Here is a 25,173-nt window from a genome sequence, read left to right as displayed (position 1 = left end):
GTCGCACGCGGCAGGGTGCCACTCCCGGGCACAGAGTGATAAAATATCCTCATCGTTCAAGCCTCCTCGGCGCGGATCCCATCCGCCGAGGAGGCTTTTTTCATGTCCGGGGCCACCGCACCCCCAAGCAGGTGGCTCCCTGCCAACAGCGTGACCTGGACCTTCGGTCCCCACCATCCACCGTTCTCGCCAAGGAGATTCATGCCAGACATCCGTGTGCGCCTCGCGCAGGCCGCCGATCGCCCCGTCGTGGAGCGTCTATGGCTGATGTTCCGCCACGACATGTCCGAATTCCAGGGTGTCCTGCCAAACTCGGACGGAACCTTCAGGAGCGACCGGCTGCACGCGGCATTCACCGATGCCGACTGGGCGCCCTACCTGGTGACCAGCGGCGAGCAACCGGTCGGTTTCGCGTTCGTCCGCGGACTGAACGGCCCGACCCGCGTACTGAACAGCTTCTTCGTCGCACGCGGGGCGCGCAGAACGGGCATCGGCCTGCGTGCCGTCCAAGCGGTCCTCGCTCAGCACCCAGGCCCGTGGGGAGTCGCCTTCCAGGATGACAACCTGACCGCAGTGCGTTTCTGGCGCCGAGTCGCGACCGAGGTCGCCGACCGCGCCTGGACCGAGGACCGCAGGCCGGTACCGGGCCGGCCGGAGCTACCGCCCGACATCTGGATCTCGTTCGCCCTCCCGGAGGGACCACGGCGGGTCACGACCTCGCACACCGCCGCCGCGGCGGCCGCGGGCACCTGGAAGCTCGGTGACCTGACGGTCAATCGCGTCGGGTTCGGCGCGATGCGCCTCACCGGTAGCGCCGCCTTCAGCCTTGGCGCGCCGAGTGACCGCGAACGATCGATCACCGTGCTCCGGCGCGCCGTCGAGCTGGGCGTCAACCACATCGACACGGCCGCGTTCTACTTCTCGTCGACACGCTCCGCCAATGAGCTGATCAACCGGGCGCTGGCGCCGTACCCGGACGACCTGGTGATCGCTACTAAGGTCTGGCCACGCCGGGACCCGTCGGGGGAGTGGTGGTGGGACACGCCAGAGCAGTTGCGCGGCCAGGTCGAGGAGAACCTGCGCCAGTTGGGCCGTGACCACCTGGACGTCGTGAACCTCCGTATCCCCCCGAGCCGGAAAACCGGCTCGATCGCCGAGCATTTCGGCGCACTGGCCGACCTGCGCGATGCCGGGCTCATCCGCCACCTGGGCATATCCAACGCCACGCCCGAGCATCTGGCTGAGGCCCAGGCCACCGCGCCGGTGGTCTGCGTGCAGAACTCCTACGGTGTCGGCGCGTCGACCGAGGAACGGGAATTCCTGCGAGCCTGTGGCGAGCAGGGCGTCGCCTTTGTGCCGTTCTTCGCGATCGCCGGTGCCGGGCGCGAGGCGGGCGCGAGCCAGACCGACAGCGAGACAGTACTCGCCGTCGCACGCGCACACAACGTGACGCCCGCGCAGGTCCGGCTGGCGTGGACCCTGCAGCAGGGGCCACATGTGCTCGCCATCCCAGGAACCGGCAACCCGGATCACCTGGCCGCCAACGTGGCCGCGGGTACGGTGCGGCTCTCGGACGACGACATGGCCCGCCTGTGCCATTGACGAACAGCGGTCATGAGGGCGCGGGCGTGGCCTGGAGGCAGGCCAGGACCGCCATGGACGAGAGCGGCCGGAGTACGCCAGAAGGACACCGCGGACTGGGACGATGCACCGGATGTGGAATTCACAGTGGGTGATCGATCAGTTCGAACGGCTGCGCGACTTCGAACGCACTCACATGACGCTTCCCGAGGACCGGCGCGGTGCGGCCTTCGGGAGCAGCCGCCACCTACGGCTCACCAAGGATGAGTTGGCGCAGCTCGACGACCAGCTCAATGCCGTGTTGCAGCCGTGGCGCGAGCTGACCAAGTCGCGTGTCGAATCGAACGAGGCTCCGCCGGATACACGCCCGATCTTCATCTTCCACCACACATTCCCCGAAGAACCCTGAGGAGCCTTCCATGTATGCCATGCGTGAGGAGTGGGGCCGCGCCTACCTCGCTGAGCAGCGAGCCGAGGCCGCACGGTTACGCATGATCCCGCCGCGCTCGCGCCGGCGTGTTCTTCCGCGCCTCCGCGGCCGGTTCGCGGTCACCCTCCGCCGCCTCGCCGATCACCTCGAACCAGCCTGATAGTCCGTACGGGTATCTGCAGACGTAGATCTCCAGAGCACGACCCGCATGTCACGGGTATGCATGTCGGCGAACCTGACACAGAACGCCGGATGCGTCAAGTTCGCCGAGACCGCGTCAGCTCAGGTGAGACGCAGCAGAGCCCGGCGCACCGGCAAACGCCTACGCCAGGTGCGGTTATTTCTCGCGAACATCGATCATGGTTGCCGCACTCAAACGCGGCCAAAACGGCGTCCTCCTCCTGAACGGTGTCCCCAGCCGTCAACTAGCGGTGCGGTCCCGTTCTCGGAAGTGCCGAGCTGGGGTTTCGCCTATCAGCCGTGCGTGTTTCGAAAGTCATGGCCGTCTCCGCTTCCGAAATACGATCAAGTCGGAAGTACCGTGACCTGCACGGATCGGCTCATCTTGGGGCTGGGGACACGTCCGGGAGGAGGACGCCTGTACGGCCGAGAAGATCGCCCGAGGGAACCATGATCATAGAGCGGATCAAGTGAGACGCGAGACCCGACTCACGCTCACGAGATGACCTTCGCCGAGCAGATCAAGGGATACGCCGGGCGGGTTGCTTGAGACGGGACAGCGGAGCGCGGGATGCGGGACAAATGCCCCTTCGATGGCCTCCATACTCATAAATCTTTAACCAGACAGAATTACCCTTCTGTACTGTTAAGGATCTCTTTGCCGGAACATGCCCTGGAGGGCCGGCGCCTGTCCGTTCTCGGCGAACCGCTCCGTTGCCCGGCGATGTCGCTACGTAGGTGACGGTTCGTGTCCACGCGGCGGATCGCCGAGGAAGTCGTTTGATGGGTGGCCCCGTACTCGGGGGCGGAGGTCAACCGGCTCATGATCGACCGCAGCACCACGCCCTTCCACGGCGGCTGGCGCATCTATGAACCGGTCGTCCTGCTCCTGCCCGAGATGCCGGCGACGGCCGCTCCGGCTGCGGCGAGCGTGGCTCCCACCCACATCACCGCGGAGATCGACACGCTGTCCACGACCCGGCCGCCGGCGAACGAGCCGAGTGCGATGGAGATGTTGAAGGCGCCGACGAAGAGCGCCGTGCCCATTTCGCCGGCGCCCGATCGCATGATCCACAGCTGTAGGGTCACTCCCACGCCTCCGTAGCCCAGGCCCCACACCACGAGCATGATCAGGGGCAGGCCGATCAGGGGTAGCGCCGCCGTGGAGAGTGCCATGAGGACGGCCAGCGTGACCAGGACCGGTTTGGGGTTTCTGGCCGCCCAGGCGCCTGCCGTGAAGTTGCCGGCCACGCCCGCGGCGCCGTACAGGAGGAGGGCGGTGCTGATGAGGGCGGGACCGGCGTGCGAGACCTGTTCCAGGAACGGCCGGACGTAGGTGTAGGCCGCGAAGTGGCCGGAGACGATCAGGACGGTCAGGACGAGGACGACCTTGAGCGGGCCGGAGAGCCAGGTGAGGCGTCCTTCCGGCGCGCGGGCCGGGGCCTTGTGGGGCAACGGTTCGCAGGTGCGGGCTCGGGGTTCGCCCGGTAGCGACGGCAGGGTGGTGGCCAGCAGCGCGAGCAGGGCCAGGGCCAGGGCCCCCATGGCGATGAACGCGGTCCGCCACCCCGCGAACGACGAGATGAACGTCGCCGCGGGCACCCCCAGTACCGACGCCACCGACACCCCCGCCAAGATGATCGACGTGGCCTGTCCGACGGACCTTTCGGGCACCAGTCGTGGGCCGAGGCCGGCCGCGAAGGCCCAGAACCCACCGATGCTCACTCCGGTGAGTACTCGAGCGGCCAGCATGACGGGGTAGTTCGGCGCGAATGCGCCCGCCAGGTTGGCCGCTGCCAGCAGTGCCATCAGTCCCAGCAGCAGGGTGCGCCGGTCGAGCCGTCGCGTGGTGATCGCCAGCATGGGCGCGGAGACGGCGGCGACCAGTCCGGGTGCCGACATCATCAGTCCGGCTGTCCCGTCGGAGACGCCGAGGGTGGCGGCGATCGAGGTCAGCAGGCCAACGGGGAGCATCTCGCTGGTCACGATGGTGAAGGTGCCCATCGCGACCGAGGACACGGCGAGCCAGCGTGCCCGAGTGGCGGCGGAAACGTCAGTCATGGTCATGCCGGTCAGCCTTTCGCCGGTCGCCTGGGGGAACAACGGCGAAGGTCGAAGGCTTGGTTTAGGTGGGCTAAGCGATCGGGTGGAGGCGGGGATGGAGTTCAGGGAGCTGGAGTGTTTTGTCGTGCTCAGTGAGGAGTTGCACTTCGCGCGTACGGCCGAGCGCCTCTACCTGTCGCCCGGCCGGGTGAGTCAGCTCATGCGGTCGCTGGAGACCAGGATCGGCGGCCGGCTCTTTCATCGGACCAGCAGGCGTGTGCGCCTCACGCCTTTGGGTGAATGTTTCCTGGCTGATCTGCGTCCTTCTTACGACGGTCTCGCGAACGCGGTCGGCCGGGCCAGGGCGGCCGCTCGTGAGGTGACAGGTGTGATCAGGATCGGTTTCCTGGCCACGCCGACGGATGTCGTCACCGGCAGTGTGCGTGCTTTTGAGGGCCGGTATCCGGGGTGTGAGGCGGAGTTGGTGGAGATCCCGCTCTCCGACCCTTTCGGTAAGTTGCGGGCCGAGCAGGTGGACATCGCGTTCACGCTGCTGCCGGTGGATGAGCCCGATCTGGTGACGGGTGAGGGGTTGAACCGGGTGGCGTACCAGCTCGGTGTCTCCTCGCGTCATCCGTTGGCCGCTCGTGCGAGCATCGGGGTGGAGGAGCTGGCCGAGGTGTCCCTGATCGGTCTGGACGGTCCGGCTCCGCGTGTGTGGCGCGAGCGGGTGGCGCCGTCGGTGACTCCTTGTGGCCGTCCCATTCCCCGGGCCGGTACGGTGGCCACCAGCCAGGAGGGTTTGACCCAGGTGGCGCTCGGTCGGGGTGGCATGTTGTTCTGTACCCCTACGGCGGCTCATCACGGGCGTCCGGATGTCAGTTTCGTTCCCGTTACGGGGTTGCCTCCTTCGGTCCTCGGTCTGGCTTGGGTGAGGGCGGCGGAGACGGAGGCGATCCGGACGTTCAACGAGGTGGCCGTCGGGCAGGCGCTCGGGGCGGCGGTTCCGGTGGCGTAAGTCGTGTCTGAGGTGGGTCCCTCCGTGGGCCTTTTTGTGTTGGGGTGCGGGGAACCCCGCTAGATCGCCCAAATGGTCAACCTGGATCGTTTTTCGGGCATTTCATCAGGATCTCGTCGTGGCCTGCCGTCCCGGAGTTGATCATGGGCGCCGGGCTGGGCGGGCTCCGGGGTGCGGCTGGAGCGTCCGGGCGTGCGATGAGCGGGCTGTGGCGGTGGTGTACCGGTCCGGACGGGCGCCGCGGCGCCCCTCTTCTTGAGCTGCCCGCTCGCTCGTTTGATGCATAATCGCACTTATGCATCACTCGGGATTGTCCTCTTGGTGCTGGATTCGCGTGCCCTGACGGCACCACCCGGGGTGAACGCCGCGAAACCGCATGCCGTCTCGCCCCGCCTCGTTGAACCTGATCCGCGTCTCGCGTAACCGGTTCGATCCGCGGGTTCTGTCTCGCTGAGCCCGGCTTGTGGCTCTTTCCGCTTTTGCGGGTTCACGACCGTTCATGTGTCTCGTTGAGCCAGGTATGTACGCTTTAGGCTTCGTGAATGCCGCGCTTTGAAATCGTCACGCATGTCGTCGCACCGCCGGATCGCGTCTTCGACATCTCGCTGGATGTGGGTGTCCATACCGCGTCGATGGCGGGATCCTCTGAAGAGGCGGTCGGCGGAGTGACCGCCGGCGGCCTGAAGCTCGGTGAGAGCGTCACCTGGCGGGCGCGGCACTTCGGCGTCCGCTGGCGGATGACTTCTGTGATCAGCGTCTACGACCGGCCGGGGTATTTCGTCGACGAGCAGGTGTCCGGTCCTTTCGGGCATTGGCATCACGCTCACTGTTTCCAGCCCGACGGTCGTGGTGGCACGGTGATGAGTGACGTTGTCGACTTCGCCGCGCCGTTCGGTTTTCTGGGGACCCTCGCTGAGGTTCTGGCTCTCGGCCGCTATATGCCGAGGCTGATCCGGATCCGGAATGATTATGTCAAGCGGGTTGCCGAAGCGGCTTTCCCGGCCGGGTGATGATGTGTGGTGGTGCCTTTCCCGGTGGGAGGTCGTTGCCCCGCTCCCCCGGCGGTCGTCGGCCGTAAGGATGGATATTCGGTTTTGTCCTTTTTGTTAGTGGCCGGAATGTCTGCCACTCCCCTGCGTCGCTTCAGCCGGTCCCACCGGCGGCCGTTCGTGTGATCACGGCGCGTTCGGGTGCGGTGAGAGGGACGTCGAGGGCGGCGCACATCGCGGTGAGTTGCTCCGGTGAGCGTGGGCCGATGACCACGGCGGTGACGGCCGGGTCGGTCAAAGCCCAGGCCAGTGCCATCGTCGCCAGCGACAGACCGCGTTCGGCGGCGGTGGCGGTGAGGTTTTCCAGGATCTCGAAGGTCGCGTCGTTGGCCAGGTGGCCGTACCAGTCCGGTCGCAAGGTCATCCGTGAGCCTTCTGGAAACGGCCGGTCGGCGCGGTATTTGCCGGTCAGCCAGCCGCCGGCGAGGGGGCTGTAGGCGGTGAGGCCGATGTCGTGCCGGGAGCAGGCGTCGAAGACGTCGGTGGCGGCGGTGCGGTCGAGCAGGTTGTAGCCGCACTGCAGGTTCGCGGGCTGGGCTGTGCCGAGGTGGCCGGCGGCTGCCGCTGTTTTCTCGATGTCGTCGGCGCTGACGTTGCTCAGGCCGTAGTGGAGGATTTTGCCTGCCTGGATGAGTTCGTCGAAGGCGCTTGCGGTCTCCTCGATCGGTGTCGCCGGGTCGGGGGCGTGGGTGAGGTAGAGGTCGATGCGGTCGGTGCGCAGGCGTCGCAGGCTGGCGTCGATCTGTTGGTGGATGTGCCTGCGGGACAGTCCGGAGTCCTCCCGGCGTGGTCCGACGGGGTTTCCGACCTTGGTCGTCAGGATTGTTTCGTCGCGGACGCCGCGGTCGGCGATCCATCGTCCGAGCCATTCTTCCGAGCGGCCGCCGCCGTAGGAGTTGGCGGTGTCGAACATGGTGACGCCGAGGGTGAGGGCGTGGTCCAGGAGGGCGAAGGCTGCGTTCTCGTCGTCGCCGTGACCGAACAGTTCGGGGGTGGATCCGATTCCGCCGAAGTTGCCGCAGCCGAGGATGAGGGCGGGGACGCCGAGGTCGGTGTTGCCGAGGCGGTCGTAGCGCATGGCGTCAATCTAACGAATGTCCGGATTCAGGTCAGGCGCCCTTCCAAAGTTCGCCCTGGGAGACCCTTCGCTGAGGTTCTGACCAGCGTTTCCGTTGCTTTGGGACCCCATTCGCCGAGCTGTTCGAGATGGCTCGATCGTGCAGCACGATGTAGCCGGCGGCCGCCAGTGGCGCGAGCGCCCGCGCGGTCTTGCGTTCGCCTCTCGCGCCGTTGCGCCAGGAGGACGCCGGGCCGTTTTGGACGGATCGGCTCATCTTGGGGCTGGGGACACGTTCGGGAGGGGGACGCCGTACATGAGTGTCATGACGGCCGGACGGACACCTCCGGTCGACGCGCCACACCCAGCAAGAGTTCTGGAGACAGCCTGAAAAACCTCACCGGCAACAACGCTGATTATCCCGTCGGCATGGGGTGACGGGCCACTGTATCTGTCGGCTGGGCGGCCCGGTCCGCAGAGCCTTATATTGGGAGTCCGCAGACGCATGGGGATGATATGAGCGACGAAGTAACGCAATATATAAACGACAAGAAGCCCTGGCAGATCGCCGTTTTCGAGAAACTGCGCACGATGATCATGGAAACCGTTCCCACCGTCGAGGAACGGTTGCAGTACGGCAAGCCGCACTATCTCAAGAACGGGCACTACGCGGCGGTCATCGCGGTCTCCAAGGACAAGGTCTCGTTCATGGTGTTCAATGCGACGGACATTCCCGCGGTGGCCGGATTCATCCGGGCGATGGGCAACGGTGATCGCAAGACCGTCGACATCAAGGAAGAGCAGGAAGTCGACTACAAGGAGCTCGCAGTCATCCTGGAAAAGACCTCGGCCGCTCTGTGATCGCGGCTGGGTGAAGCACGGGCACGGTCTGAGCGGGTGATGCGCCGAGTGCCATCACCCGCTCAGACCGTGGAGGCCGGAAGCGCAGCAACAGGTCCATCAGGTCCGCGACGTCCCGGGCGTTGTTGTACGGCCGGTCCGGCATGGGAGTCTCGCCGTAGTGTCGGCATCGGTTGTCTTCGCCCCTGACGATCCCCTGGTCTGCGCAGCAGGCCTTCGATCTCGCCGAACGTCTCCGGGCGGCCCTGACCGAGGCCGGTGGAGACGAGTGACCTTCTACCGGGTACCGGCCGCACTCCCCCGGCGGTCGCAAGCGTTCGCGGAGCGGGTTGCAGCTGTATGGATGGCGGCTGGGGTTCGGTGCGGAAGACCTCGCGCGGCCAGTGGCAGCGGTGGCCTGCCGGGCAGGCCGCAACGGTGTGGGAATTTCTGCACGCCTGGTGGGCCCATACGCTTACCGATCCGGATCCCGCCGTGGCCGCGTACGAGGTTCTCACTCTGGTCACCGAGGCGTCCGGCACGGCCCCGGACTCCTATCTCTGACCCCAGCCGCAAAGTAGCGGTCAGGGCTTCGTGACCGCGGTCTTCTTCGGCTGGGCGGTGGCACGCTCGAAGAGGGCGACAGGGATGGTGATTGCGGCCAGGCCGGCGCCGATCCACGCGACGGTGGTGATGGGCGCGTCGGCATTGAGCGCGATGCCGGCCATTAGGGGAACGAGGCTGATACCGAGTTGGAAGGCGGACACCGTGGTCGCCCCGGCGAGGGTGGGGGCATCGGAGGCGATGGTGAACACTCGGCCGTAGATGGCGGGGTTGAGCACGAATCCGGCCACGCCAAGGAGCAGCACGAGTGGGACGACTGCGAGAGCGTGTTCGGCCAGTGTGGCGATCAGCACCGAGCACACGATGATCCCGGTCGATCCTGCGACAAGGGCGTGGTGGGGCCGCCTGTCGGAGATGCGGCCACCGATCGCCAAGCCGAGGTACGCGCCGACGCCGAACAGCATGAGGACGACCGCGATCCACCCGTCCGGGATTCCGGTGACGCGGTCAAGAAGCTCGGCGAGGTAGTTGAACGTGATCATGTACGCCGCCGTGCTCAGCAGCGTGGCAGCGTAAACGAGCCACAGGCGTGGCTGCCGCATCGTCCGGAGCTCGCGTTTGATGCTGGGGTCTCGCCCAGCGGTCGTTCGGGGCATTGCGACAGTCACGGCGGCGGCAGCGGCGAGGGTGAGGGCGACCACGAGCCAGAACCCGCCTTCCCAGCTGGTGTGGTAACCGATCAGTGTTCCGGCTGGACCGCCAAGGATCATGGCCAGGCTAAGGCCGCTGACCACGACGCCCGATGCGCGGGCTGCGCGGTCGGGGGTGACCAGGCTGACGGCGGTAGCGGCTGCGACGGCGAAGAACCCCGCGTAGGCGAATCCGGCAACGAAGCGGGTGATCAGCAGCGCGGTGTAGCTGCCCATGATCAGCCCGGCGGCGATGCAGGCAGCGAATACCAGTTGCGTCAGCACAAGCGCAGTCCGACGTGGCCACCGCAGGCTGATGACCGCGAAGGGTGGGCCACCGATGACGACCCCGATCGCGAACGCGGTGATCAGCCCACCCGCAGTGGCCAGGCTGACCTCGATATCGGCGGCTACCGCAGGAAGAACCCCGGCGAGGAGGAACTCCGCGCTGCCCATGGCGAACAGGCTGAACGCCAGGAGATACACCCCGAGCGGCAGGAGACGCCCTCGCGCGCCGGCGGGCCGGGTGGCGGTGTCGACGTTCATCGGTCCTCACCCCGCGTCCTCGTGTCGGCCTGCTCCACGGCGGTGGCGATGTCGTTGTCCAGGAGCCAGGCCGTCACCGCGATCGCGGCGGCAGATGCTTCACCGGCAGCCGTGATGACCTGTGCACGCGGGTTGATCACGTTGCCGGATGCCCAGACGCCGGGCACGCTGGTCGCTCCGGCGGCATCGACTGCCACCCATCCTGTGGTGCGATCGGACTCGCAGCCAAGTGAACGCAGGACCGCGTCGTTCGGACGGGGCAGGGGTGCGATGAACACCGACTCACAGTTCTGCACGCTGCCGTCGGTGAACTCAACACCGGCCAACCTGCCATTGTCGCCGATGAGGCGAGCGACGGCGCCGTCGACGATCCGGACGCCGAACGCGCGCAGCCGACCGCGGTCGACGTCCGAGACGTCCATGCCGTTGGGGCACAGGGTCACCCGGTCGCTGTAGCGCCGCAGCAATGCCGCCTGATGAAGAGTCATCGGTGCTACCGGGCCACCGATGATGACCAGCTCCTGGCCGCGCACTTCATACCCATGGCAGTGCGGGCAATGGTGAACCGCTGACCCCCACAGCTCGCGGACCCCCGCGATCTCGGGCAACTCGTCGGTCAGCCCCGTGGCGACCAGCGCGGCGCGCGTATGTACCACCGCCCCGGTGTCCAGCGCGACGATGAATCCATCGTCTACGCCGCTTCGGGTCGCGTCGACGACGCGTGCTTGAATCAATTCGCCTCCATACCTGGCAACCTCCTCTCGTCCAGTCGCCAGGAACTCCGCAGGGTCCACTCCGTCCCGGGAAACGAATCCGTGCATGTGCGCGGCCGGCGCGTTCCTGGGCTTGCCGTCATCGACCACCAACACATCGGCCTGAGCGCGAGCCAGGATGATCCCAGCAGTCAGGCCGGCCGATCCGGCGCCAATGATCACAACATCGCGATGGTTCTCCACCACTGTCACCTCCGATAGACGACCGTGATCCATCACCCCCGAGGACAGCAACTAGCGTTGCTGAAATAGGAACGATCTGGTGTTCTGGACCAATGCAGTCTCACCCCGCGATCGACGCGACCCTCAGCCAGATCGGGCACCGCCTGCGCCGGGTCAGAGAGAAGAAGAACCTTTCCCTCGCGGAGCTCAGCCGCACAACCGGCGTCTCTAAGAGCACCCTGTCGCGGCTCGAATCAGGGCACCGCAAGCCAAGCCTGGAGCTACTGTTGCCGATCGCTGCCGCCTTGGCGGTGCCTCTCGATGAGATCGTCGCCGCCCCGCGCATCGTCGACCCGCGGATGCCGCAGGAACCGAGGCGAACAGACGGCCGCGTCATCATTCCGCTGTCGAGGACACAAGGTGAGCCCAAGGCATACAAGCTAACGATCCCCGCGAGTGAGTCCGAGCCGTTTCCGCGCACTCACGCCGGATACGAGTGGCTCTACGTGCTCAGCGGACGGCTACGCCTCATTCTCGGTGACTATGACCTGCTCCTCGGCCCAGGGGAGGTCGCCGAATTCGACACCCAACATCCACATTGGTTCGGCTCAACCGGACGTGGCAGCGTCGAGGTACTCAGCCTCTTCGGTGGACAAGGCGAACGAGCCCACATCAGAACCAGGCCAGCCACGCCAGGAGCCGCCTCCGGAACCCATCAACAGGCCAAGCATGCAGACACATGAACGACGTCGAGACTCATCGGCATTCGACGTCAACGACTCAGTGTCATAGTCGCATCCGTCACGAACGTCCTGCCCCGCAACAGCTAAGGCGTTCGTACCGGCTTCCGCCTGCAGCCCCGAGCCTGCGAGCAGCGCATTCCCAGCGGCTCAAGATGCCGATCCCGCCGTACTGACGATGTCGTCGGCCGCAGGGCGCGGGCCGGGCATGGTGACCGGCAGCAGGTCGAGCCGCTTGTCCATGTCGAGGCGGAAGGTTCCGTACGGGTTGATGTTCGACCAGAACAGCGCGGTCAGCCCGCGCCGGTCCTCGTCCGAGAGCTTCTTCGCCCAGGCCGGTTCGGCGAGCACGTGCTGAAGCAGCAGCGTATTGATGTGCACGAGACTCGACTGGAGGAGGTGCAGGGCAAGCATCGAGGTCTCGGCGTGCTCCTTGTCCGGGCCGGTCAGGGCGCCGTCCTTGCCGTAGTGCAGCACGGTGTTCGCGCTGTTCCAGTTCTCCACGACCTGCAGCCCGCCGTGGATCTCGCGGCGCAGGTCGGGGCTGGCGAGGTAGTCGCAGGCGAAGATCGTGCGTACGGCGCGGCCGAGTTCTTCGAGCGCGGCGTAGGTGGGGTGCTTGGGGCCGCCGCGGGTGAAGCGGCGGAGGACCTGCTCGGCCTCCGCGGTGCCCAGCCGTAGGGCGGTGGCGTACTTGACCATCTGGTCGTACTGCTGCTCGATCAGGTCCCAGCGGATCGATCGCGTGAGGGAGCCGCCGAGGGCCGGCCAGCCGGGCGGGTCGTCGTTGGGCCGGTACAGGCGGATGCTGCCGATGTTCTTCAGCCTCGGCAGCAGGCGGAAGTTGAGCAGCTCGGTGAAGGCGAACCCGACAACGCTCGCACCGTGGGTGTCGACGTAGTTCGACTCGATCTCGGCATCGGTGCAGTGCCGCAGCAGGCCCTCGATCATCGCCGCGACCTCGGACGAGGAACAGCTCTTGAGCTGGGAGCAAATGCAGACGTTCTTCCGCTCTACGTGCCAGTAGATCATCACGCCGTTGCCGCCGTAGCGAGCGTGGTACTCGGTCATGAAGTTCGAGGACCAGGACCCGAACTTCTTCGAGTCCGAGGCGCACGCCGTATCCCGGCCCCACCATGCGCTGTCACGGGCCGCGAAGGTCGCGTTCACCAGCCTGGTCACTGCGGCCCGCAGGTTGTCGACGGTGATGAAGTACCGGCGCACATGCCGCAGCGCGGCCTCGGTCTCCCCGTGCTCGCCAGTCGCCACGATCGCGCGGATACCCATGTTCGTCCCCAGCGCGAACAGGGCCAAGAGAAGGCGGCGCTGGAGGGTGGCGCGGTCGATGCGCTCGTACGCGGCGACCGAGGCGAATTCGTCGGTGAAACCGGTGTCGAAGTCGGCGTTCTTCAGCACGTCCAGGAGATCGAGCACGCCCCAGCGGCATATGACCTCCTCCTTGAGCGCTTAGGGCACGTCGTACGATCTCATCGGGCTTGCCCACCGCGGCCTCCGCCAGACGGAACAGGATGCCCTCCTTGCCCCGGACCCTCTTCAACTCGGCGGTGAGCTGCTTCTCCACCCGCCGCTCAGCACGAGCGTTGATCTTGTGGACCAGCGCGACCAGTAGTTCCACCAGAGCGTCCGTGATCTCCGCCAGACGGGAGGAGCACAGCGCGGCCAGCAGCGCGGCCCGCACGTCCTCGCCGGTGTCCCGCAGGTCCGAGGGATACATCTTGATCGCCCGCGCCCGCCACGCGGCCACCAGCTTCTCCGAGCAGCCCGCGAACAGGCCCTCCGGCAGGCCCAGCGTGCGCACGGCGGTTAGCTTGGCGATCTCGGTCAGCAGCGAGTCCAGCCCCACCGCGCCCGGATCCCGCTTGAGCGAGGCCAACAGCGCGGTGCCGTCCTCATTGCCCTCGGCCGCCAGCGTCAGCAGCCGGGACGTCCCCGCGTCGCCCAGGCGCTCAGCGGCGCGCGTGCAGAACGTCTTCTCCGCCCGCGTCTGAGCCGCCGAAATGATGCGGTCGACGCGGCCGGGCGGCTCGATACGGTCAGCTCGGCACTGCACCAGCAGGGCCTCGCGCAGCCGGGCCTCCACCAACTCAACCGGGCAGACCTCCACAGCCAGCCATGCCATGAGGCGTTCCTCATCCGCCCGCGTCGCGGGCCGGAATCCGAGAGCCTCGCGGATCTGCTTGCGGTGATACTCGGCTGTCCGTCCGGTGAGCGCGTACTTCGCGAACTCCGCCGCCGGCACCTTCACCAAGCCCGCCACATAGTCCACCGCAGCCGGCGGGAACTCCTCGACGAACTCGGGGAACCTGCCCTCCAGCTCGAAGAATTTCAAGGTCAGAGAGAAGCCGAGGCGCGTCGGGCCAGTCTTGTTGGCCACCAGGTCCCAGTCGCTGTCCACCAGCGTCCAGCACGCCACCACGTCTTCAGACGCCCACTCCTGCCGCATGCCCGCCCCTTTCTCGCCGAGGCCTTAGCTCACCCGTCCGGCCCAACGAGGCACCGGGGCCCGGGAAACGGGGGCCGCGTAGCTACCTTGCGGCTGGGGTCAGGGATAGGAGTCCGGGGCCGGCACGCTCAGCCCGTGGCTGGACACCTGGGAAGCCCTGACCGGCACCATGGCCGACCAGCGCCTGGCCGAAGCGATAGCGCACGGGGAGTACGACCTGCTGGGAGACGAGCTCCCCTGGGACGCCCGGGAATGGGAGGGTGAGGAAGAAACGTGTGCCGAGCTGATGGCGAGCCGTTCGCCACCGTCCCGTACACGGTGCATCTGAACGACATCGTCAGCTACGATTTCGCCGGGTTCTCCCCCGCCGCGTATGAACGGCAGCTCATCGACGAGTTCGAGCAGCTTTACGAGGAGGGTGCGCGCAGGCGGCGGATGATGGTCATCGCTTTGCACGATCGGCTGTCCGGGCATGCCTCGCGGGTTCGGGTGCTTGATCGTGTGCTCACCCAGTTGCGTGAGTACGACGGTGTGTGGTGGGCCTGTAAGGATCAGATCGCCGACTGGATTCTGACCGATCCTGAGTCCGCGGCGTGGGTCGAGCGTGATCCCGTCTCCGTCAGTGGTCTGCCCGGGCCCAGCGCCTGAGCGGTTTTCGTCTCGCGTGTCTTCGTGTTCGTTCTCGGGCCGGATGAGGCTCGGCGGAGTCCCGCTCCCCCGCTCGCCGGGTGGTCTCGCCCTGCCGGTCGGTCGGGGTTTCGGCGGCCTGCCGCGGGGGCGTTACTGTTTCGCGGGGAGGCGGAACGATGGGCTGGTGGCTGGTCAACGCGGATACGCTCGCGGGGAGCCGGTTCGTCGTCTCCCCCTTGGCCGAGGTCACCTCGAGCTTGAAGACCTTGGAGCGGGGTACGGCCGCGCATCCGGGTGAGCGTGGGTGGCTTGACGTTCATCTGCCCGCCTACCGGGAGCGGCTGGCCGATGATCCGGTCACGGCGTTGCTGGTGCGGGCCGGGCTGGGGCGGGGCTGGAACGCGGACTTTCTGACCCCGACGCCGGTGGGTGAGGGTGAGCAGGGGTTCGAGGAGGAATTGGCGCGGGTGCGTGAGACGCCGGCCGAGGTCGCTCGGGCGGATCTGGCCGTGTCGCTGGGGGGTTCGCTTCCGGCCGGGCTTCGCCGGTCCGATCTGCCGGAGCGCGCCGCCGGTCTGCTGGAGTGGGTGTGGCGGGAGGCAGTGCTGCCGTACTGGTCGCGGCGCCGGCGGATCATCGAGGCCGATGTGGTCGCGCGGACGGGGCAGTTGGGTCAGGGTGGCTGGGTCGCGACGCTGGAGGACATGCGTCTGGGGATGCGCTGGCTGGGAGAGGGCCGGTTGCAGATCAACGCCCATGATTACCCGCCGTTGGATCTGTCCGGGGCGCGGTTGATGTTTGTTCCGGTCACGCCGCGTCAGGGGTGGGTTTCGTGGGAGGCCTCGCATCGGTACGCGGTGGTGTATCCCTGTTCGGGGGTGCTGGCCGCGGCGGATCGGGTGTCGGCGCCTGAGACGTTGGGGGCGTTGCTCGGGTCTGCGCGGGCGAGTGTCCTGGTGCTTCTCGATACTCCGAAGAGCACGACGCAGTTGGTGGCGCTGACCGGTCAGGGGCTGGGGTCGGTGGGGCGTCATCTCAGGGTGCTGCTTGAGGCTCGTCTGGTTTGGCGCCGGCGTGCCGGGCGGTCGGTGCTCTACTGCCGGACGGATGCCGGTGAGGTCTTGGTGCGGGCTCAGGGGAATGGGTGAGGTCGGTCACTCAGGTGGTGGGCCGGCCGGGGCTCGCGGTGTCTCGCGGTGTCTCGTGGTTCGCGCAGGCGGCGGTCACTCGCTTTCGGTCGCGCCGGATCGCAGGTCGTGGTTCCGTCGGTTTTCGGGTTTTCGGGTGGTTCGCCGGTGTGGCCGAACGCGGGTGAGACTCTCCTATAGGTGTTGCGCGTGCGGGCATGTGTGATCGTCTACGTTGGGTGGGTGGACGTGATCGGTGATCTGCTGGACGGGGTGCGGGCGCGCGGCGGGGTGTTCTGCAGGCCGCCGGCCTCTCCCCCGTGGTCGCTGCGGTTCGTGGCACCGGCTCCGTTGTCGCTGGCGACGATGGTTCACGGTGAGGCGTGGGTGGTGCCGGCCACCGGTGAGGCGCGGCTGCTGCGGCCGGGTGATGTGGCGCTGGTGCGCGGTGAGAGGGCGTTCGTGGTCGCCGACTCGCCGGGTACTCCCCCGCAGACGGTCGTTTATGGCGAGGAGCACGCGGGTGAGTTCGGCGAGCTGGGTGGGGACGCCTGCGTGCGGGCCGGCGGCGGGTGTCTGGTGACGGGTGCCTACCGGCTGGGGGGTGATCTGTCCGGGCGGCTGCTGGCCGTACTGCCGGAGGTGCTCGTGGTGCCGGACGGTGAGGTGGGGCTGGGGCCGGCGTTGGAGTTGGTGCGCGCGGAGGTGACCGGTTCGGCTCCGGGGCGGCAGGTGGTGCTGGATCGGTTGCTGGATGTGCTGCTGGTGGTGGCGTTGCGGGCGTGGTTCGCCCGGGATGAGGCCGATGCGCCCAGGTGGTATGTGGCGTTGAGTGATCCGCTGATCGGCCGGGCGCTGCGGATGATCCATGCGGCTCCGGCGGCGGGGTGGACGGTGGCCGCGCTGGCCGAGGCGGTGGGGATGTCGCGGGCGGCCTTCGCCCGCAGGTTCACCGCGCTGGTGGAGCAGCCTCCGCTGGCGTATGTGACCGAGTGGCGGATGGCGTTGGCGGCGGATCTGCTGGCGCGGCCGGAGACGACGGTGGCGGCGGCGGCTCGTCAGGTGGGTTATGCGGACGCGTTCGGTTTCAGCGCGGCGTTCAAGCGGGTGCGCGGGGTGAGCCCGAGTACGGTGCGGCTGCCCGGATGATCGGTGGTGTACGCGTTGGGTTGCGGTGGCGTGGCGGGCGGCGCGGTGGTGTTGTGGTCGCTGTGCTCGCCGCTGTGCTCGCCGCTGTGCTCGGCGCCGCTGTCGGGTGGCGGGATGGTTGTGGTGCCGGCCGGTGTGGCCGGGACGTTCGAGGAAGGGTGTTTTTGAGATCATGCGGCCAGCGGATCTGAATCGTCTCACCGTGCAGGAGTCGGCCGATCGTTATGTGGAACTGGTGCGGGCCAAGACACTGACGGGTGCTCTGTCCATGGCGACGGCGGAGGTCTACGCCCGGGATGTCGCCACCTTCGTGGGGCTCGCCGGCGAGGAGACGGTTTTGGACGACCTGACGGGTGAGGACGTGGACGCCATCTTGCTGGCGTTCGCGCGCAAGCCGGACGGTCGGCGGGCCGTGCCGGACGGCGGGCTGCAGTCGGCTTCCTCGCAGTCGCGCTTTCGGCGGTCGATCTCCGCGTTGTTCAAGCACGCGATGCTGACGGGCTGGATACAGATCAATCCGATGACGCTGACGACGGTGACGGCCAAGGAGCGTGGGGGGCTGCGGGCGGAGCGGCGGGCGCTGACGCGTGAGCAGGCTCAGGGGCTGATCGGTGCGGCGGTCGATCTCGGTGGCCCCGGTGGTGGTTCGGGTGGCCGTGAGCTCGCGGGGAGCGCGGAGAGCGGCGGTGACGGTGGCGCGGCGGCGCCGGTGAAGCGCTCCCAGCGGCGTGATCAGCATACGGAGTTGCGTGACGGGCTGATCGTGCTGTTGTTGTCGACGATGGGGCCTCGGGTGTCGGAGCTGGTGCGCGCGAACGTGGAGGATTTCTACACCAATGACGGGGTGCGTTATTGGCGGATCTTCGGCAAGGGCGGCAAGACGCGTGATGTGCCGTTGCCGGGTGATGTGGCCCGTGCGCTAGAGGCGTATCTGGCGCGGGGCAGGATGGCGACGCAGGACAAGGCGTTGTTGTTGTCGTGGCGGGGCAGGCGGCTGGCGCGGGGTGATGTGCAGGCGGTGATCGACCGGGTGCAGCGGCTGGTGGATCCCGATCGGCGGCGTTCGGTGACCCCGCACGGGTTGCGGCATACCACCGCCACTCACCTGCTGGCCGACGCGGTCGACATGGACGCGGTGCGGCGGGTGCTGGGTCACAGCGATCTGGCGACGCTGGGCCGTTACCGTGATGAGTTGCCGGGTGAGCTGGAGGTGGCGATGCGTGCGCACCCGTTGCTGCGCAAGCCTTCCGGGGGGTGAATGACCCCGGTTCGCCAGAAGTGTGTCAGGGCCGGAAAAGTGTCGGCGGCCGTGCGCGGGATGGGGTCTGAGGAACATCGGAACCGGATCGTGCGCTAAGCGTTTGTCCTGGTGATTCCCGGTTTGACCGCCAGTGATCATTACCAGAACCTTCGGGGGTTTTGTCGCAGACCTGGTGGAGGTTCTCAGTGCCGGCTGTTCAACACCCGCTACATGGACGCCGCCCTGACCAAGCTGCGCTCCCAGGGGTTCCCTGTGCATGAGGAGGAGGATGTAGCCCGCCTTTCGCCCCTCATCCACGGCCACGTGAACATGCTGGGCCGCTACTCCTTCGCCCTTCCCGACCTGCCCGGAGGGTTTCGCCCGTTGGGCAAGCCCGCCGACACCCACCCTGAGGACAGCGACACCTGAGCATCAGCCATGGGCTGATTGCAGAATCCGTTTCAAGCCTCCCACGCTCCTAAGGACTGTTCCCCTGATCAGGCGGTGACCTGAACGGATCCGGATAACCTCAGGCAGACATAGGCGAGAGGCTCAGCGACGGTCCGTGAAAGCATCACGGCACTTCGGGCAAGAAAGGGCGACCATCGTTCACTTGACCCAGCGGAGACGCCTGCATGGCCGTTTCACCTGACCTGGCCGACCCACCCGATCTCCGGGTGGACTTCGAGCAGATCTTCAATGCGCACTTCACCGAGATCCACCGCTACATCGTCAGGCGATTGTCCGACGACGTCGCTGACGACCTGGCCGCCGAGGTGTTCCTGGCGGCCTATCGGGGCGGCTACGACGCCTCGCGCGGCGGGGTGCGTCCGTGGCTGTACGGCATCGCCACCCATCTCATCGCACGGCATCGCCGTACCGAGATCCGCAGATGGAAGGCACTCAGCCGGACGGCCGAGCGCGCCGAGCACAGTCCCGAGGACGCAGCCCTGGCCCGCGTGGCCGCGGGTCAGCTGACCGGCAAGCTGGCGGGGGCGCTGGCCGGGCTCAACCGTGGGGACCGCGACGTCGTGCTGCTGAGCATGCTGGGCGACCTCAGCCACGCCGAGGTCGCCGCCGCCCTTCAGATCCCAGCGGGGACGGTCGCCTCCCGGCTCAACCGGGCCCGCAAGCAGCTCCGCAAGGCACTCGGCGACGTCAACCCTTTGGAGGAGACCCATGGATGAGCTGAGCCTCCTGGCGAGAGAACTGCCTGACGCTCCGCCACCCTCGGCGGAGGTGGTCGAGAAGGCCCGCCTCCGGCTGGCCGCCGCCCAGCATAAGCCGGTACGGCCAGGTAGGGCGGATCGGCGTGGCCTCGTCTGGGGATGGGCCTTGGGAGCGGCCGCAGCCACGGTCGCCGTCGTCATGGCCGTCGTCACGCTGGCGTCGAACATGACCACTGTTCCCGCACCGATGCTCGCGCCCCCAGGCGGCAACGATGCCCTGCTCCGCCTGGCGGACCAGATCGCGAAACTGCCGGACGAGCGCGGCGACTATTGGCGGAGGCCGCTGCTCAACAATGGGCTGATCAGGGTCCGGGCGGACGGCGAAACGTTCAACGTCCTCTCCTCGTCACGAATCGACCTCTGGCAACCGCGCGACCCCGGCGACCCCGTTCAGGCGGAGCAGCGGCAGCAATTCGTCCGTCCCGCCACCGAGGCCGACGAGCGTGCATGGCGGGCGGCGGGTTCTCCGGTCACGGTCCAGCGAGTGTGCACGCCTGGCACCCGCACGGGCGACTGCGCGAAGGTCCAGCTGCGGTCTAAGCCCTCTCAATGCGTGTACACGCGCGCGGCCGAGCCGGGCGGCGTGCTCGGTGATTCACGGCTGGGCGAACTCACGCTCGCCGACCTCGCGGCGCTGCCCAGCGACGCCGAACAACTCCGGGAGAAACTACGAACCTACTGGAACACCCGAAAGGACAGCCAGCCCAAGGACAGCTTCGAAAAGTTCCTCACCACCTCCTCCGCTGCCCTTCTGGAGCTCCCGGTCAAGCCCTCGGTCAGGGCAGCCACCCTGCGTCTCCTCGCCGGACTGCCAACGACCAAGGTGCGCGGCTCGATCACCGACCCTCTGGGACGTACGGGAATCGAGGTCATCTTCATCAAGAGCGAGAGCTTCACCGCCGAGTTCGGTACCGATGACGTGGTGGCGCAGCGGTACACCACCATCCTCGACCCGCACACCGGCACCGTCTTGGCGACAAACGTCGAGATCGCGGCCGAGAGCACGGAGGGGCTCGCCAAGGGGACGTTCATGCACTATCAGGCATGGGCACCTGAGGCCGGCTGGACCAGCGAACGCCCCGAGCGGCCACGCGGCTGCCGGCTCAGCGACCGTCCGCTCCCGTGACGGGCCGCCCCGGGCAGGCGCGCTCACCACCTTCCTTCCTTTGGTGAATCGGCAGACGAGACTACGGCCCGGCTTACCACCGACCATGTCGGGATACAGTCTGTCAGCGCCTGCGGGCGGCGGGATCGCGTCCGGCTTGCCAGCGCGCGAGCGCTTCCCCGGAGACCCGGGCGTAGCGGGCCAGCGAGGCGACCGAGGTGTGCCCGGAGTAGGCCGGCAGGGTGGAGGTGTTGGCCCCGTCCTCGGCCGCGTGGGTCAGCGCCGAGTGCCGCAGTTGGTGCAGCGTCCAGCCGCCGGTGGCAGCCTCGAACAGCTCGGCCGCCCGCCGGTAGGACAGCCGCGCCTTCCCGCTGCCCGCGTCGATGTCGGCCGGCGGCAGCGCTACCCGGGCCCGCCGGTCGGTGGCGAACACCGGCCCCGTCCGACGCCCCACCAACAGGCGGGGCAGCAGACGGGCGGTTCCGGTACGCCACACGATCACGTCGACCGCACCGCCCTTGCGCCGGACCTTGGCCCGCCGGTTACGCAGATCCAACTCCTCGGCGTCCAGGCCCAGGACTTCGGAGGACCGCGCTGCGGATTCATACAACAGCCGCCACAGCGTCCGCTCGCGCAGCGCGATCCCCTCCCTGCCAAGCAACTCGGCGACCTCGCCGCGATCCAGGGACTGGGTGCGGTCGGCCTCGACCGGTCGGCGCTTGAGCCGGCGCAGCGGGTCCTCGGTGATCCAGCCCTGATCCCGCCACCAGCCACCAGCCACCAGCCACCAGCTGAGGCCAGCGCGTTGAGCCGGGCGTTGACAGTGGCAGCCGATGTCGATTATGTCAAAGAACAACCACTGATCGGGGCAGCCTCTCCGCACTCACCCCAGGCTCCACTGTTGCTGGTCGCCGCCGTGGCAGGGCCACTGCACGACCCCAGCGTCGTCCGCGAGGCCGGCATCGTTGACTTCCAGGCATAACTGCCGGCGGACGCGGCAAGGTCCCCGATCGCGGCCCTGAAACGTCCCCAACAGTGGACATGAAGCCTCCCCGTTGACGGACATCTGACCTCCCCACGACCGGGCCCTGGGAACGGCGGCGATGGCCGGCCGGTTCAACGGCGGCGACCTGCGCTCGATCCTGGACCACCAGCTCTTCCACGACGGACCCGCCACCGCCTCTCGCGCCGGGGAGGAGCACAGCCTCCAGCCCGGCACCGGCGGCTGGTCCGGCTTCGGCCGGCGGCCGCCATCGTGAACGGCCGCTCAGCCCACCGCGCCGGTCCTCAGGGTCTTCACATACTGCCGGACCCGGTCTGGATCTTGCGGAAAGAAGGTGCCCCAGTCCTCATCCAGCCGCCGCCACAGCGCCGGTTGTCCGACTTCTGCAGTCAGCGGCTGGGCCGGGTCGGCGATCGCGGCGTAGGACAACGACAGCGTCCTCGGCCAGTCCGGGTGGAAGGACCGCACCGCCACCGCGGCGGGCCGCTCCAGCAGCCGCGGGCGCAACCCGCTCTCCTCGGCCAGTTCCCGCGCCGCGCCCTGGCGCGGGCTCTCGCCCGGTTCGACCTTGCCGCCCGGCGGCACCAGGCCGCGCCAGCGATGCCGGATCAGCACGATCTGCTCCAGCGCGGGATCCAGCACCCATACCTCGGCGGCCAACGGCTCCATCGGCCCGGCCGGCGCCGAGCGCAGCCAGGAACGGGCCTGATCGAACTCCAGCGTCGCGGACCGGGCATCGAAGACGGCAGCGTCCAACGAGCGCTGCTCCAACGGATTATGGATCATCGCGCCAGGCTACGGCCGGCCACTGACAACGGCCTGCCTCCACCCACCGCAACACCGAATCACCAACCCCAACCCCGACCCCAACACAGAGATGAGGACCCGATGACGGTCGAAACCCCTGCTCCGCCGCGGCTGAAGGCCCCGGCCGGGCAACCGCCACCGCGCTGGGCTCAGCCTTTGACGAGGCGGTCGCCTTGACCAAGGCGCTGAAACTGCCGCACATCCGCCGGGCGATGAGCGAGGTCATCCCGACCGCCAAGGCACAGCACTGGGATCCGGCCGAGATCGTCAGAGTGCTACTGGCCGAGGAAGCCGCCGGCCGAGTCGCCTCCAACCTGCGCACCAGGCGTCAGCGAGCTTGGACGGGGTCCGCTGACGTCACCGCCACAGACGCTGCCGCTACCCGGGCGGGGGGCCGGCTGCCTCGCCGGTCGGTGCTGACCTTGGGCGGCGTTTCCCTGGTGCGGGCCCGGCGGGCGCGCTCGCTCATCCGCAGGCATCGACGACGCTCTCATCCAGCCCTGCTCCGGCCACGCCAGCCGTACACCGTCGTGCCGAGCGCCCAGGGCGTGATCCGGTCGGCGATCCTCGAGGCCCGGTCAATCATGGCCAGAGGCTACAAGGCGCGACGGTATGGACATTCCCTACGAAAGTTGCGGATGCCGTGTGACTTTCGCCGGGTACGGTTCAGCGGGACTGCGTGGCACGGTTGAGCGCATGAAGAAGACCGTGACTGCGAGTGTTCTCGCGCTCTCCGTATCACTGACCGCCCTGGGCGTGACCCCGGCTGAGGCCGCCGTGCCCGTGACCGTCCTGCCGGCGCCGACCGGCGACCACCCGGTCGGCAGGACGGACCTGCACCTGATCGATTCCAGCCGCCCTGACCCTTGGGTCACCGACCGGAACGCACGCGAGCTGATGGTCTCGATCTGGTACCCGGCGCGCAAGGCTGCGGGTAAGCCCGCGCCGTACCTCACGCCGCAGGAATCAGAATTGATCATCAGAAGCGTGCCGCAGCTCAAGGACGTTCCGGCGGACGCGCTCGCCAAGACCACGACGCACGCCCGCGCCGACGCTCCCGCGTTGAAGCGGAAAGGCGGATGGCCCCTGGTGGTCCTGTCACCCGGCATGACGCTGCCTCGCGCGACGATGACCTCGCTGGCCGAGGAGTTCGCCGGCCGCGGCTATCTGGTGGCGGGGATCGAGCACACCTACGAGTCGTTGGCAACCACGTTCCCCGACGGCCGGACCGTCACCTTCGAGGCCGGAAAGGCCGGCCAGACTCCTGAGACCGGGGCCAAGGTGGCTCGGGTGAGGGCCGCCGACACCGAGTTCGTCCTGGACCGGCTGGACAAGAGCAAGCGCTGGAACCGGCTGGTCGACGAGAGGAGGATCGCGATAGTGGGACACTCGGTCGGCGGTCAGAGCGCCGCGCACTTACTACCCACCTCCGAGCGGATCAAAGCCGTGGTCAATCTCGACGGCACCTACAACCCCAACACGCCGGCCAAGCCGCTGGACAAGCCCTTCATGATGATCGGCAATCCCGGGCACCAGCCGGAATCCAGTGGCCAGGACGGCTCGTGGGACGCGTTCTGGCCGCACGTGACCGGCGACTGGAAGCGCTGGCTAACCGTGACCGGTGCCGAGCACATGAGCTTCATCGACTATGCGGTGCTCCAGCCGCAGCTCGGGCTGCCCAAGGCCCCGATCGACGGTGAGCGCTCCATCGAGATCACCCGCGCGTACGTCACCGCCTTCCTCAACCTGCACCTCAAGGGCAAGCGTCAACCTCTTCTGGACAAGCCGTCAGCGGACTATCCCGAGGTGAAATTCTGGTAGACCCGTCACCGCGCGGACCATAGCGCGTTGGGGGTCTTGGACGGCCCAACGAGGGACTCGACGCTCTCTTCGGCAGCTCGGCTCGTCGGTCTTGGACTCAGATACTCGCGCGCCAGGTTGAACAACAGGGTGGGCGAGTCGTGCTCCATCGCCCGGTCGATGAGGAACTGCTCTAGCTCCTTCATCGCCTCGCTGCCGGCCGGGGCGGTCTTCCACTCAAGGTATGCGGCGATCTTCCCCAGGTGGTCCGACCGGGTCTGGGCCCGCTGCCCGTAAAACGACAACCCGGATCCACGAACGCCACGTCAGCATTGCTACCGGGACCCCTTGAGGTCGTCGTCGTTCTCCCAAGCAAGATCAAAAAATGTGAAGGCAAGTTCCCGTTACTTGTTTACCGGCGGTGCCCTGGGTAGAGCAGCGAGTGCCCTACCTTCATTGACGAGGAGAAACGCCGTGACCGAGAACGTGTGGAACTACCGTCCCGAGGCCCGCGGCGAGCAGGCGCTGGACCTGGTCGGGTTCGATGTGGAGGCCACCGACGGCAAGATCGGCTCGGTGGACGAGGAGAGCAACACGGTGGGCGACAGCTACATCGTCGTCGACACCGGTTTCTGGATCTTCGGTAAGAAGGTCGTGCTGCCGGCCGGGACCGTGCATCAGATCGACCCGCAGGAGCGCAAGGTCTACGTCTCGCGCACCAAGCAGGAGATCAAGGACGCCCCGGAGTTCGACGAGGCGACCTACAGGGAGCCCGACTACCGCGACAAGCTCGGCGGCTACTACGGCCCGGGCTCCGGCACCTTGTAAACACCGAGGTGGTCACCGATCGCCATTGAGCTCCCTCCCCGCTTCGGGGAGGGAGCTCAATCAATGTGGGGCGCGAAAACGCCGCCGGCGGGTTCCGGTCAAGGCTGCGACCCGGCGAC

25 protein-coding genes and 3 pseudogenes are annotated in these 25,173 nt (G+C 67.6%); 19 read left to right on the top strand and 9 right to left on the bottom strand.

Going from position 1 to position 25,173, the window contains the following annotated elements:
• Positions 1–150 precede the first annotated feature (150 nt).
• The 3 genes from J2853_RS11745 to J2853_RS11735 all read left to right on the top strand — a co-directional run bounded on the left by J2853_RS11745 (position 151) and on the right by J2853_RS11735 (position 2,171).
• Positions 151–1,602, top strand: coding sequence for an aldo/keto reductase (locus J2853_RS11745; RefSeq protein WP_307557234.1), 1,452 nt, complete (start codon positions 151–153; stop codon positions 1,600–1,602).
• Positions 1,603–1,732: 130 nt separating this feature from the next.
• Positions 1,733–1,990 (top strand): hypothetical protein, encoded by a 258-nt coding sequence (locus J2853_RS11740; RefSeq protein ID WP_307557232.1) that lies wholly within the window; start codon positions 1,733–1,735, stop codon positions 1,988–1,990.
• A gap of 10 nt (positions 1,991–2,000) precedes the next feature.
• The gene (locus J2853_RS11735) at positions 2,001–2,171 is read left to right on the top strand and encodes a hypothetical protein (RefSeq protein WP_307557229.1); all 171 of its coding nucleotides are present in this window, start codon (positions 2,001–2,003) and stop codon (positions 2,169–2,171) included.
• Between the two features lie 887 nt (positions 2,172–3,058).
• On the opposite strand, the gene J2853_RS11730 is transcribed toward J2853_RS11735, so the two are convergent.
• Entirely contained in the window at positions 3,059–4,258 is a 1,200-nt protein-coding gene (locus tag J2853_RS11730) for an MFS transporter (RefSeq protein ID WP_307557228.1), read from the bottom strand.
• Between the two features lie 91 nt (positions 4,259–4,349).
• On the opposite strand from J2853_RS11730, the gene J2853_RS11725 reads away from it, so the two are divergent.
• Both J2853_RS11725 and J2853_RS11720 read left to right on the top strand, forming a co-directional pair.
• Positions 4,350–5,252 (top strand): LysR family transcriptional regulator, encoded by a 903-nt coding sequence (locus tag J2853_RS11725; protein WP_307557226.1) that lies wholly within the window; start codon positions 4,350–4,352, stop codon positions 5,250–5,252.
• Positions 5,253–5,794: 542 nt separating this feature from the next.
• Positions 5,795–6,262, top strand: coding sequence for an SRPBCC family protein (locus J2853_RS11720; protein ID WP_307557224.1), 468 nt, complete (start codon positions 5,795–5,797; stop codon positions 6,260–6,262).
• Between the two features lie 133 nt (positions 6,263–6,395).
• On the opposite strand, the gene J2853_RS11715 is transcribed toward J2853_RS11720, so the two are convergent.
• Positions 6,396–7,379 (bottom strand): aldo/keto reductase, encoded by a 984-nt coding sequence (locus J2853_RS11715; RefSeq protein WP_307557222.1) that lies wholly within the window; start codon positions 7,377–7,379, stop codon positions 6,396–6,398.
• A 495-nt stretch (positions 7,380–7,874) separates the two neighbouring features.
• Between J2853_RS11715 and J2853_RS11710 the strand changes: the two genes are divergently transcribed.
• Positions 7,875–8,219, top strand: a complete 345-nt coding sequence (locus tag J2853_RS11710; protein ID WP_307557220.1) for a DUF1801 domain-containing protein — start codon at positions 7,875–7,877, stop codon at positions 8,217–8,219.
• A 339-nt stretch (positions 8,220–8,558) separates the two neighbouring features.
• Positions 8,559–8,762, top strand: a complete 204-nt coding sequence (locus tag J2853_RS11705; RefSeq protein WP_307557218.1) for a hypothetical protein — start codon at positions 8,559–8,561, stop codon at positions 8,760–8,762.
• A 20-nt stretch (positions 8,763–8,782) separates the two neighbouring features.
• On the opposite strand, the gene J2853_RS11700 is transcribed toward J2853_RS11705, so the two are convergent.
• Complete coding sequence (locus J2853_RS11700; RefSeq protein ID WP_307557217.1) at positions 8,783–9,997, bottom strand: MFS transporter; 1,215 nt, start codon at positions 9,995–9,997, stop codon at positions 8,783–8,785.
• Positions 9,994–10,953, bottom strand: coding sequence for an NAD(P)/FAD-dependent oxidoreductase (locus tag J2853_RS11695; protein WP_307557215.1), 960 nt, complete (start codon positions 10,951–10,953; stop codon positions 9,994–9,996). Before J2853_RS11695 ends, J2853_RS11700 begins: the two co-directional genes overlap by 4 nt.
• A gap of 92 nt (positions 10,954–11,045) precedes the next feature.
• Between J2853_RS11695 and J2853_RS11690 the strand changes: the two genes are divergently transcribed.
• On the top strand, positions 11,046–11,675 hold the full coding sequence (locus J2853_RS11690; RefSeq protein WP_307557213.1) for a helix-turn-helix domain-containing protein: 630 nt from the start codon (positions 11,046–11,048) through the stop codon (positions 11,673–11,675).
• A gap of 147 nt (positions 11,676–11,822) precedes the next feature.
• Here J2853_RS11690 and J2853_RS11685 read toward each other — a convergent pair whose 3' ends face one another.
• Positions 11,823–13,088, bottom strand: a complete 1,266-nt coding sequence (locus J2853_RS11685) for a Tn3 family transposase (RefSeq protein WP_307557211.1) — start codon at positions 13,086–13,088, stop codon at positions 11,823–11,825.
• A 631-nt stretch (positions 13,089–13,719) separates the two neighbouring features.
• Positions 13,720–14,136, bottom strand: a pseudogene (locus J2853_RS11680) (DUF4158 domain-containing protein); the annotation flags it as partial.
• Between the two features lie 318 nt (positions 14,137–14,454).
• Here J2853_RS11680 and J2853_RS11675 point away from each other — a divergent pair.
• From J2853_RS11675 to J2853_RS11640, 8 genes and pseudogenes are all read left to right on the top strand, one after another.
• A complete protein-coding gene (locus tag J2853_RS11675; protein ID WP_307557209.1) occupies positions 14,455–14,784 on the top strand; it encodes a polysaccharide deacetylase family protein in 330 nt (109 codons plus the stop codon).
• Between the two features lie 158 nt (positions 14,785–14,942).
• Positions 14,943–15,914 carry an ArsR/SmtB family transcription factor gene (locus J2853_RS11670; protein WP_307557208.1) on the top strand — a complete coding sequence of 324 codons (972 nt, stop codon included), beginning with the start codon at positions 14,943–14,945 and terminating at the stop codon, positions 15,912–15,914.
• Between the two features lie 222 nt (positions 15,915–16,136).
• Complete coding sequence (locus J2853_RS11665; protein ID WP_307557207.1) at positions 16,137–17,042, top strand: AraC family transcriptional regulator; 906 nt, start codon at positions 16,137–16,139, stop codon at positions 17,040–17,042.
• A 3-nt stretch (positions 17,043–17,045) separates the two neighbouring features.
• Positions 17,046–17,210, top strand: a complete 165-nt coding sequence (locus J2853_RS11660; RefSeq protein WP_307557206.1) for a hypothetical protein — start codon at positions 17,046–17,048, stop codon at positions 17,208–17,210.
• A gap of 4 nt (positions 17,211–17,214) precedes the next feature.
• Positions 17,215–18,300 (top strand): tyrosine-type recombinase/integrase, encoded by a 1,086-nt coding sequence (locus tag J2853_RS11655; protein ID WP_370879230.1) that lies wholly within the window; start codon positions 17,215–17,217, stop codon positions 18,298–18,300.
• Positions 18,301–18,495: 195 nt separating this feature from the next.
• Positions 18,496–18,711: pseudogene (locus tag J2853_RS11650) on the top strand (Tn3 family transposase); the annotation flags it as partial.
• 206 nt (positions 18,712–18,917) lie between these two features.
• Positions 18,918–19,469 carry an RNA polymerase sigma factor gene (locus J2853_RS11645; protein WP_307557203.1) on the top strand — a complete coding sequence of 184 codons (552 nt, stop codon included), beginning with the start codon at positions 18,918–18,920 and terminating at the stop codon, positions 19,467–19,469.
• Entirely contained in the window at positions 19,462–20,637 is a 1,176-nt protein-coding gene (locus J2853_RS11640) for a CU044_5270 family protein (protein WP_307557201.1), read from the top strand. Before J2853_RS11645 ends, J2853_RS11640 begins: the two co-directional genes overlap by 8 nt.
• A 103-nt stretch (positions 20,638–20,740) precedes the next feature.
• Here J2853_RS11640 and J2853_RS11635 read toward each other — a convergent pair whose 3' ends face one another.
• Entirely contained in the window at positions 20,741–21,397 is a 657-nt protein-coding gene (locus J2853_RS11635; RefSeq protein WP_307557199.1) for a tyrosine-type recombinase/integrase, read from the bottom strand.
• 298 nt (positions 21,398–21,695) lie between these two features.
• Between J2853_RS11635 and J2853_RS11630 the strand changes: the two are divergent.
• Positions 21,696–21,875 (top strand): annotated as a pseudogene (locus J2853_RS11630) (IS21 family transposase); the annotation flags it as partial.
• Between the two features lie 8 nt (positions 21,876–21,883).
• On the opposite strand, the gene J2853_RS11625 reads toward J2853_RS11630, so the two are convergent.
• A complete protein-coding gene (locus J2853_RS11625) occupies positions 21,884–22,405 on the bottom strand; it encodes an NUDIX hydrolase (protein WP_307557198.1) in 522 nt (173 codons plus the stop codon).
• Positions 22,406–23,122: 717 nt separating this feature from the next.
• Between J2853_RS11625 and J2853_RS11620 the strand changes: the two genes are divergently transcribed.
• The gene (locus J2853_RS11620) at positions 23,123–24,247 is read left to right on the top strand and encodes an alpha/beta hydrolase family protein (RefSeq protein ID WP_307557196.1); all 1,125 of its coding nucleotides are present in this window, start codon (positions 23,123–23,125) and stop codon (positions 24,245–24,247) included.
• Between the two features lie 5 nt (positions 24,248–24,252).
• Here the strand turns inward: J2853_RS11620 and J2853_RS11615 are convergent, their stop codons facing one another.
• On the bottom strand, positions 24,253–24,531 hold the full coding sequence (locus J2853_RS11615; RefSeq protein WP_307557194.1) for a DUF4158 domain-containing protein: 279 nt from the start codon (positions 24,529–24,531) through the stop codon (positions 24,253–24,255).
• A 169-nt stretch (positions 24,532–24,700) separates the two neighbouring features.
• Here J2853_RS11615 and J2853_RS11610 point away from each other — a divergent pair, with 169 nt between their 5' ends.
• A complete protein-coding gene (locus J2853_RS11610) occupies positions 24,701–25,054 on the top strand; it encodes a PRC-barrel domain-containing protein (RefSeq protein ID WP_307557192.1) in 354 nt (117 codons plus the stop codon).
• Positions 25,055–25,173 lie beyond the last annotated feature (119 nt).

It is taken from the genome of Streptosporangium lutulentum (genome assembly GCF_030811455.1).
GTDB lineage: Bacteria > Actinomycetota > Actinomycetes > Streptosporangiales > Streptosporangiaceae > Streptosporangium > Streptosporangium lutulentum.
Note: the sequence above shows the minus strand (reverse complement) of the source record. Positions and strands in the feature narration are given on the sequence as shown.

Bases quoted from the DNA above. Each gene is read 5' to 3' on its own strand.
- J2853_RS11640 (WP_307557201.1), top strand. From the start codon at position 19,462: ATGGATGAGCTGAGCCTCCTGGCGAGAGAACTGCCTGACGCTCCGCCA.
- J2853_RS11625 (WP_307557198.1), bottom strand. From the start codon at position 22,405: ATGATCCATAATCCGTTGGAGCAGCGCTCGTTGGACGCTGCCGTCTTC.
- J2853_RS11735 (WP_307557229.1), top strand. From the start codon at position 2,001: ATGTATGCCATGCGTGAGGAGTGGGGCCGCGCCTACCTCGCTGAGCAG.
- J2853_RS11620 (WP_307557196.1), top strand. From the start codon at position 23,123: ATGAAGAAGACCGTGACTGCGAGTGTTCTCGCGCTCTCCGTATCACTG.
- J2853_RS11730 (WP_307557228.1), bottom strand. From the start codon at position 4,258: ATGACCATGACTGACGTTTCCGCCGCCACTCGGGCACGCTGGCTCGCC.
- J2853_RS11710 (WP_307557220.1), top strand. From the start codon at position 7,875: ATGAGCGACGAAGTAACGCAATATATAAACGACAAGAAGCCCTGGCAG.
- J2853_RS11725 (WP_307557226.1), top strand. From the start codon at position 4,350: ATGGAGTTCAGGGAGCTGGAGTGTTTTGTCGTGCTCAGTGAGGAGTTG.
- J2853_RS11720 (WP_307557224.1), top strand. From the start codon at position 5,795: ATGCCGCGCTTTGAAATCGTCACGCATGTCGTCGCACCGCCGGATCGC.
- J2853_RS11715 (WP_307557222.1), bottom strand. From the start codon at position 7,379: ATGCGCTACGACCGCCTCGGCAACACCGACCTCGGCGTCCCCGCCCTC.
- J2853_RS11690 (WP_307557213.1), top strand. From the start codon at position 11,046: ATGCAGTCTCACCCCGCGATCGACGCGACCCTCAGCCAGATCGGGCAC.
- J2853_RS11670 (WP_307557208.1), top strand. From the start codon at position 14,943: ATGGGCTGGTGGCTGGTCAACGCGGATACGCTCGCGGGGAGCCGGTTC.
- J2853_RS11705 (WP_307557218.1), top strand. From the start codon at position 8,559: ATGGATGGCGGCTGGGGTTCGGTGCGGAAGACCTCGCGCGGCCAGTGG.
- J2853_RS11700 (WP_307557217.1), bottom strand. From the start codon at position 9,997: ATGAACGTCGACACCGCCACCCGGCCCGCCGGCGCGCGAGGGCGTCTC.
- J2853_RS11645 (WP_307557203.1), top strand. From the start codon at position 18,918: ATGGCCGTTTCACCTGACCTGGCCGACCCACCCGATCTCCGGGTGGAC.
- J2853_RS11655 (WP_370879230.1), top strand. From the start codon at position 17,215: ATGCGGCCAGCGGATCTGAATCGTCTCACCGTGCAGGAGTCGGCCGAT.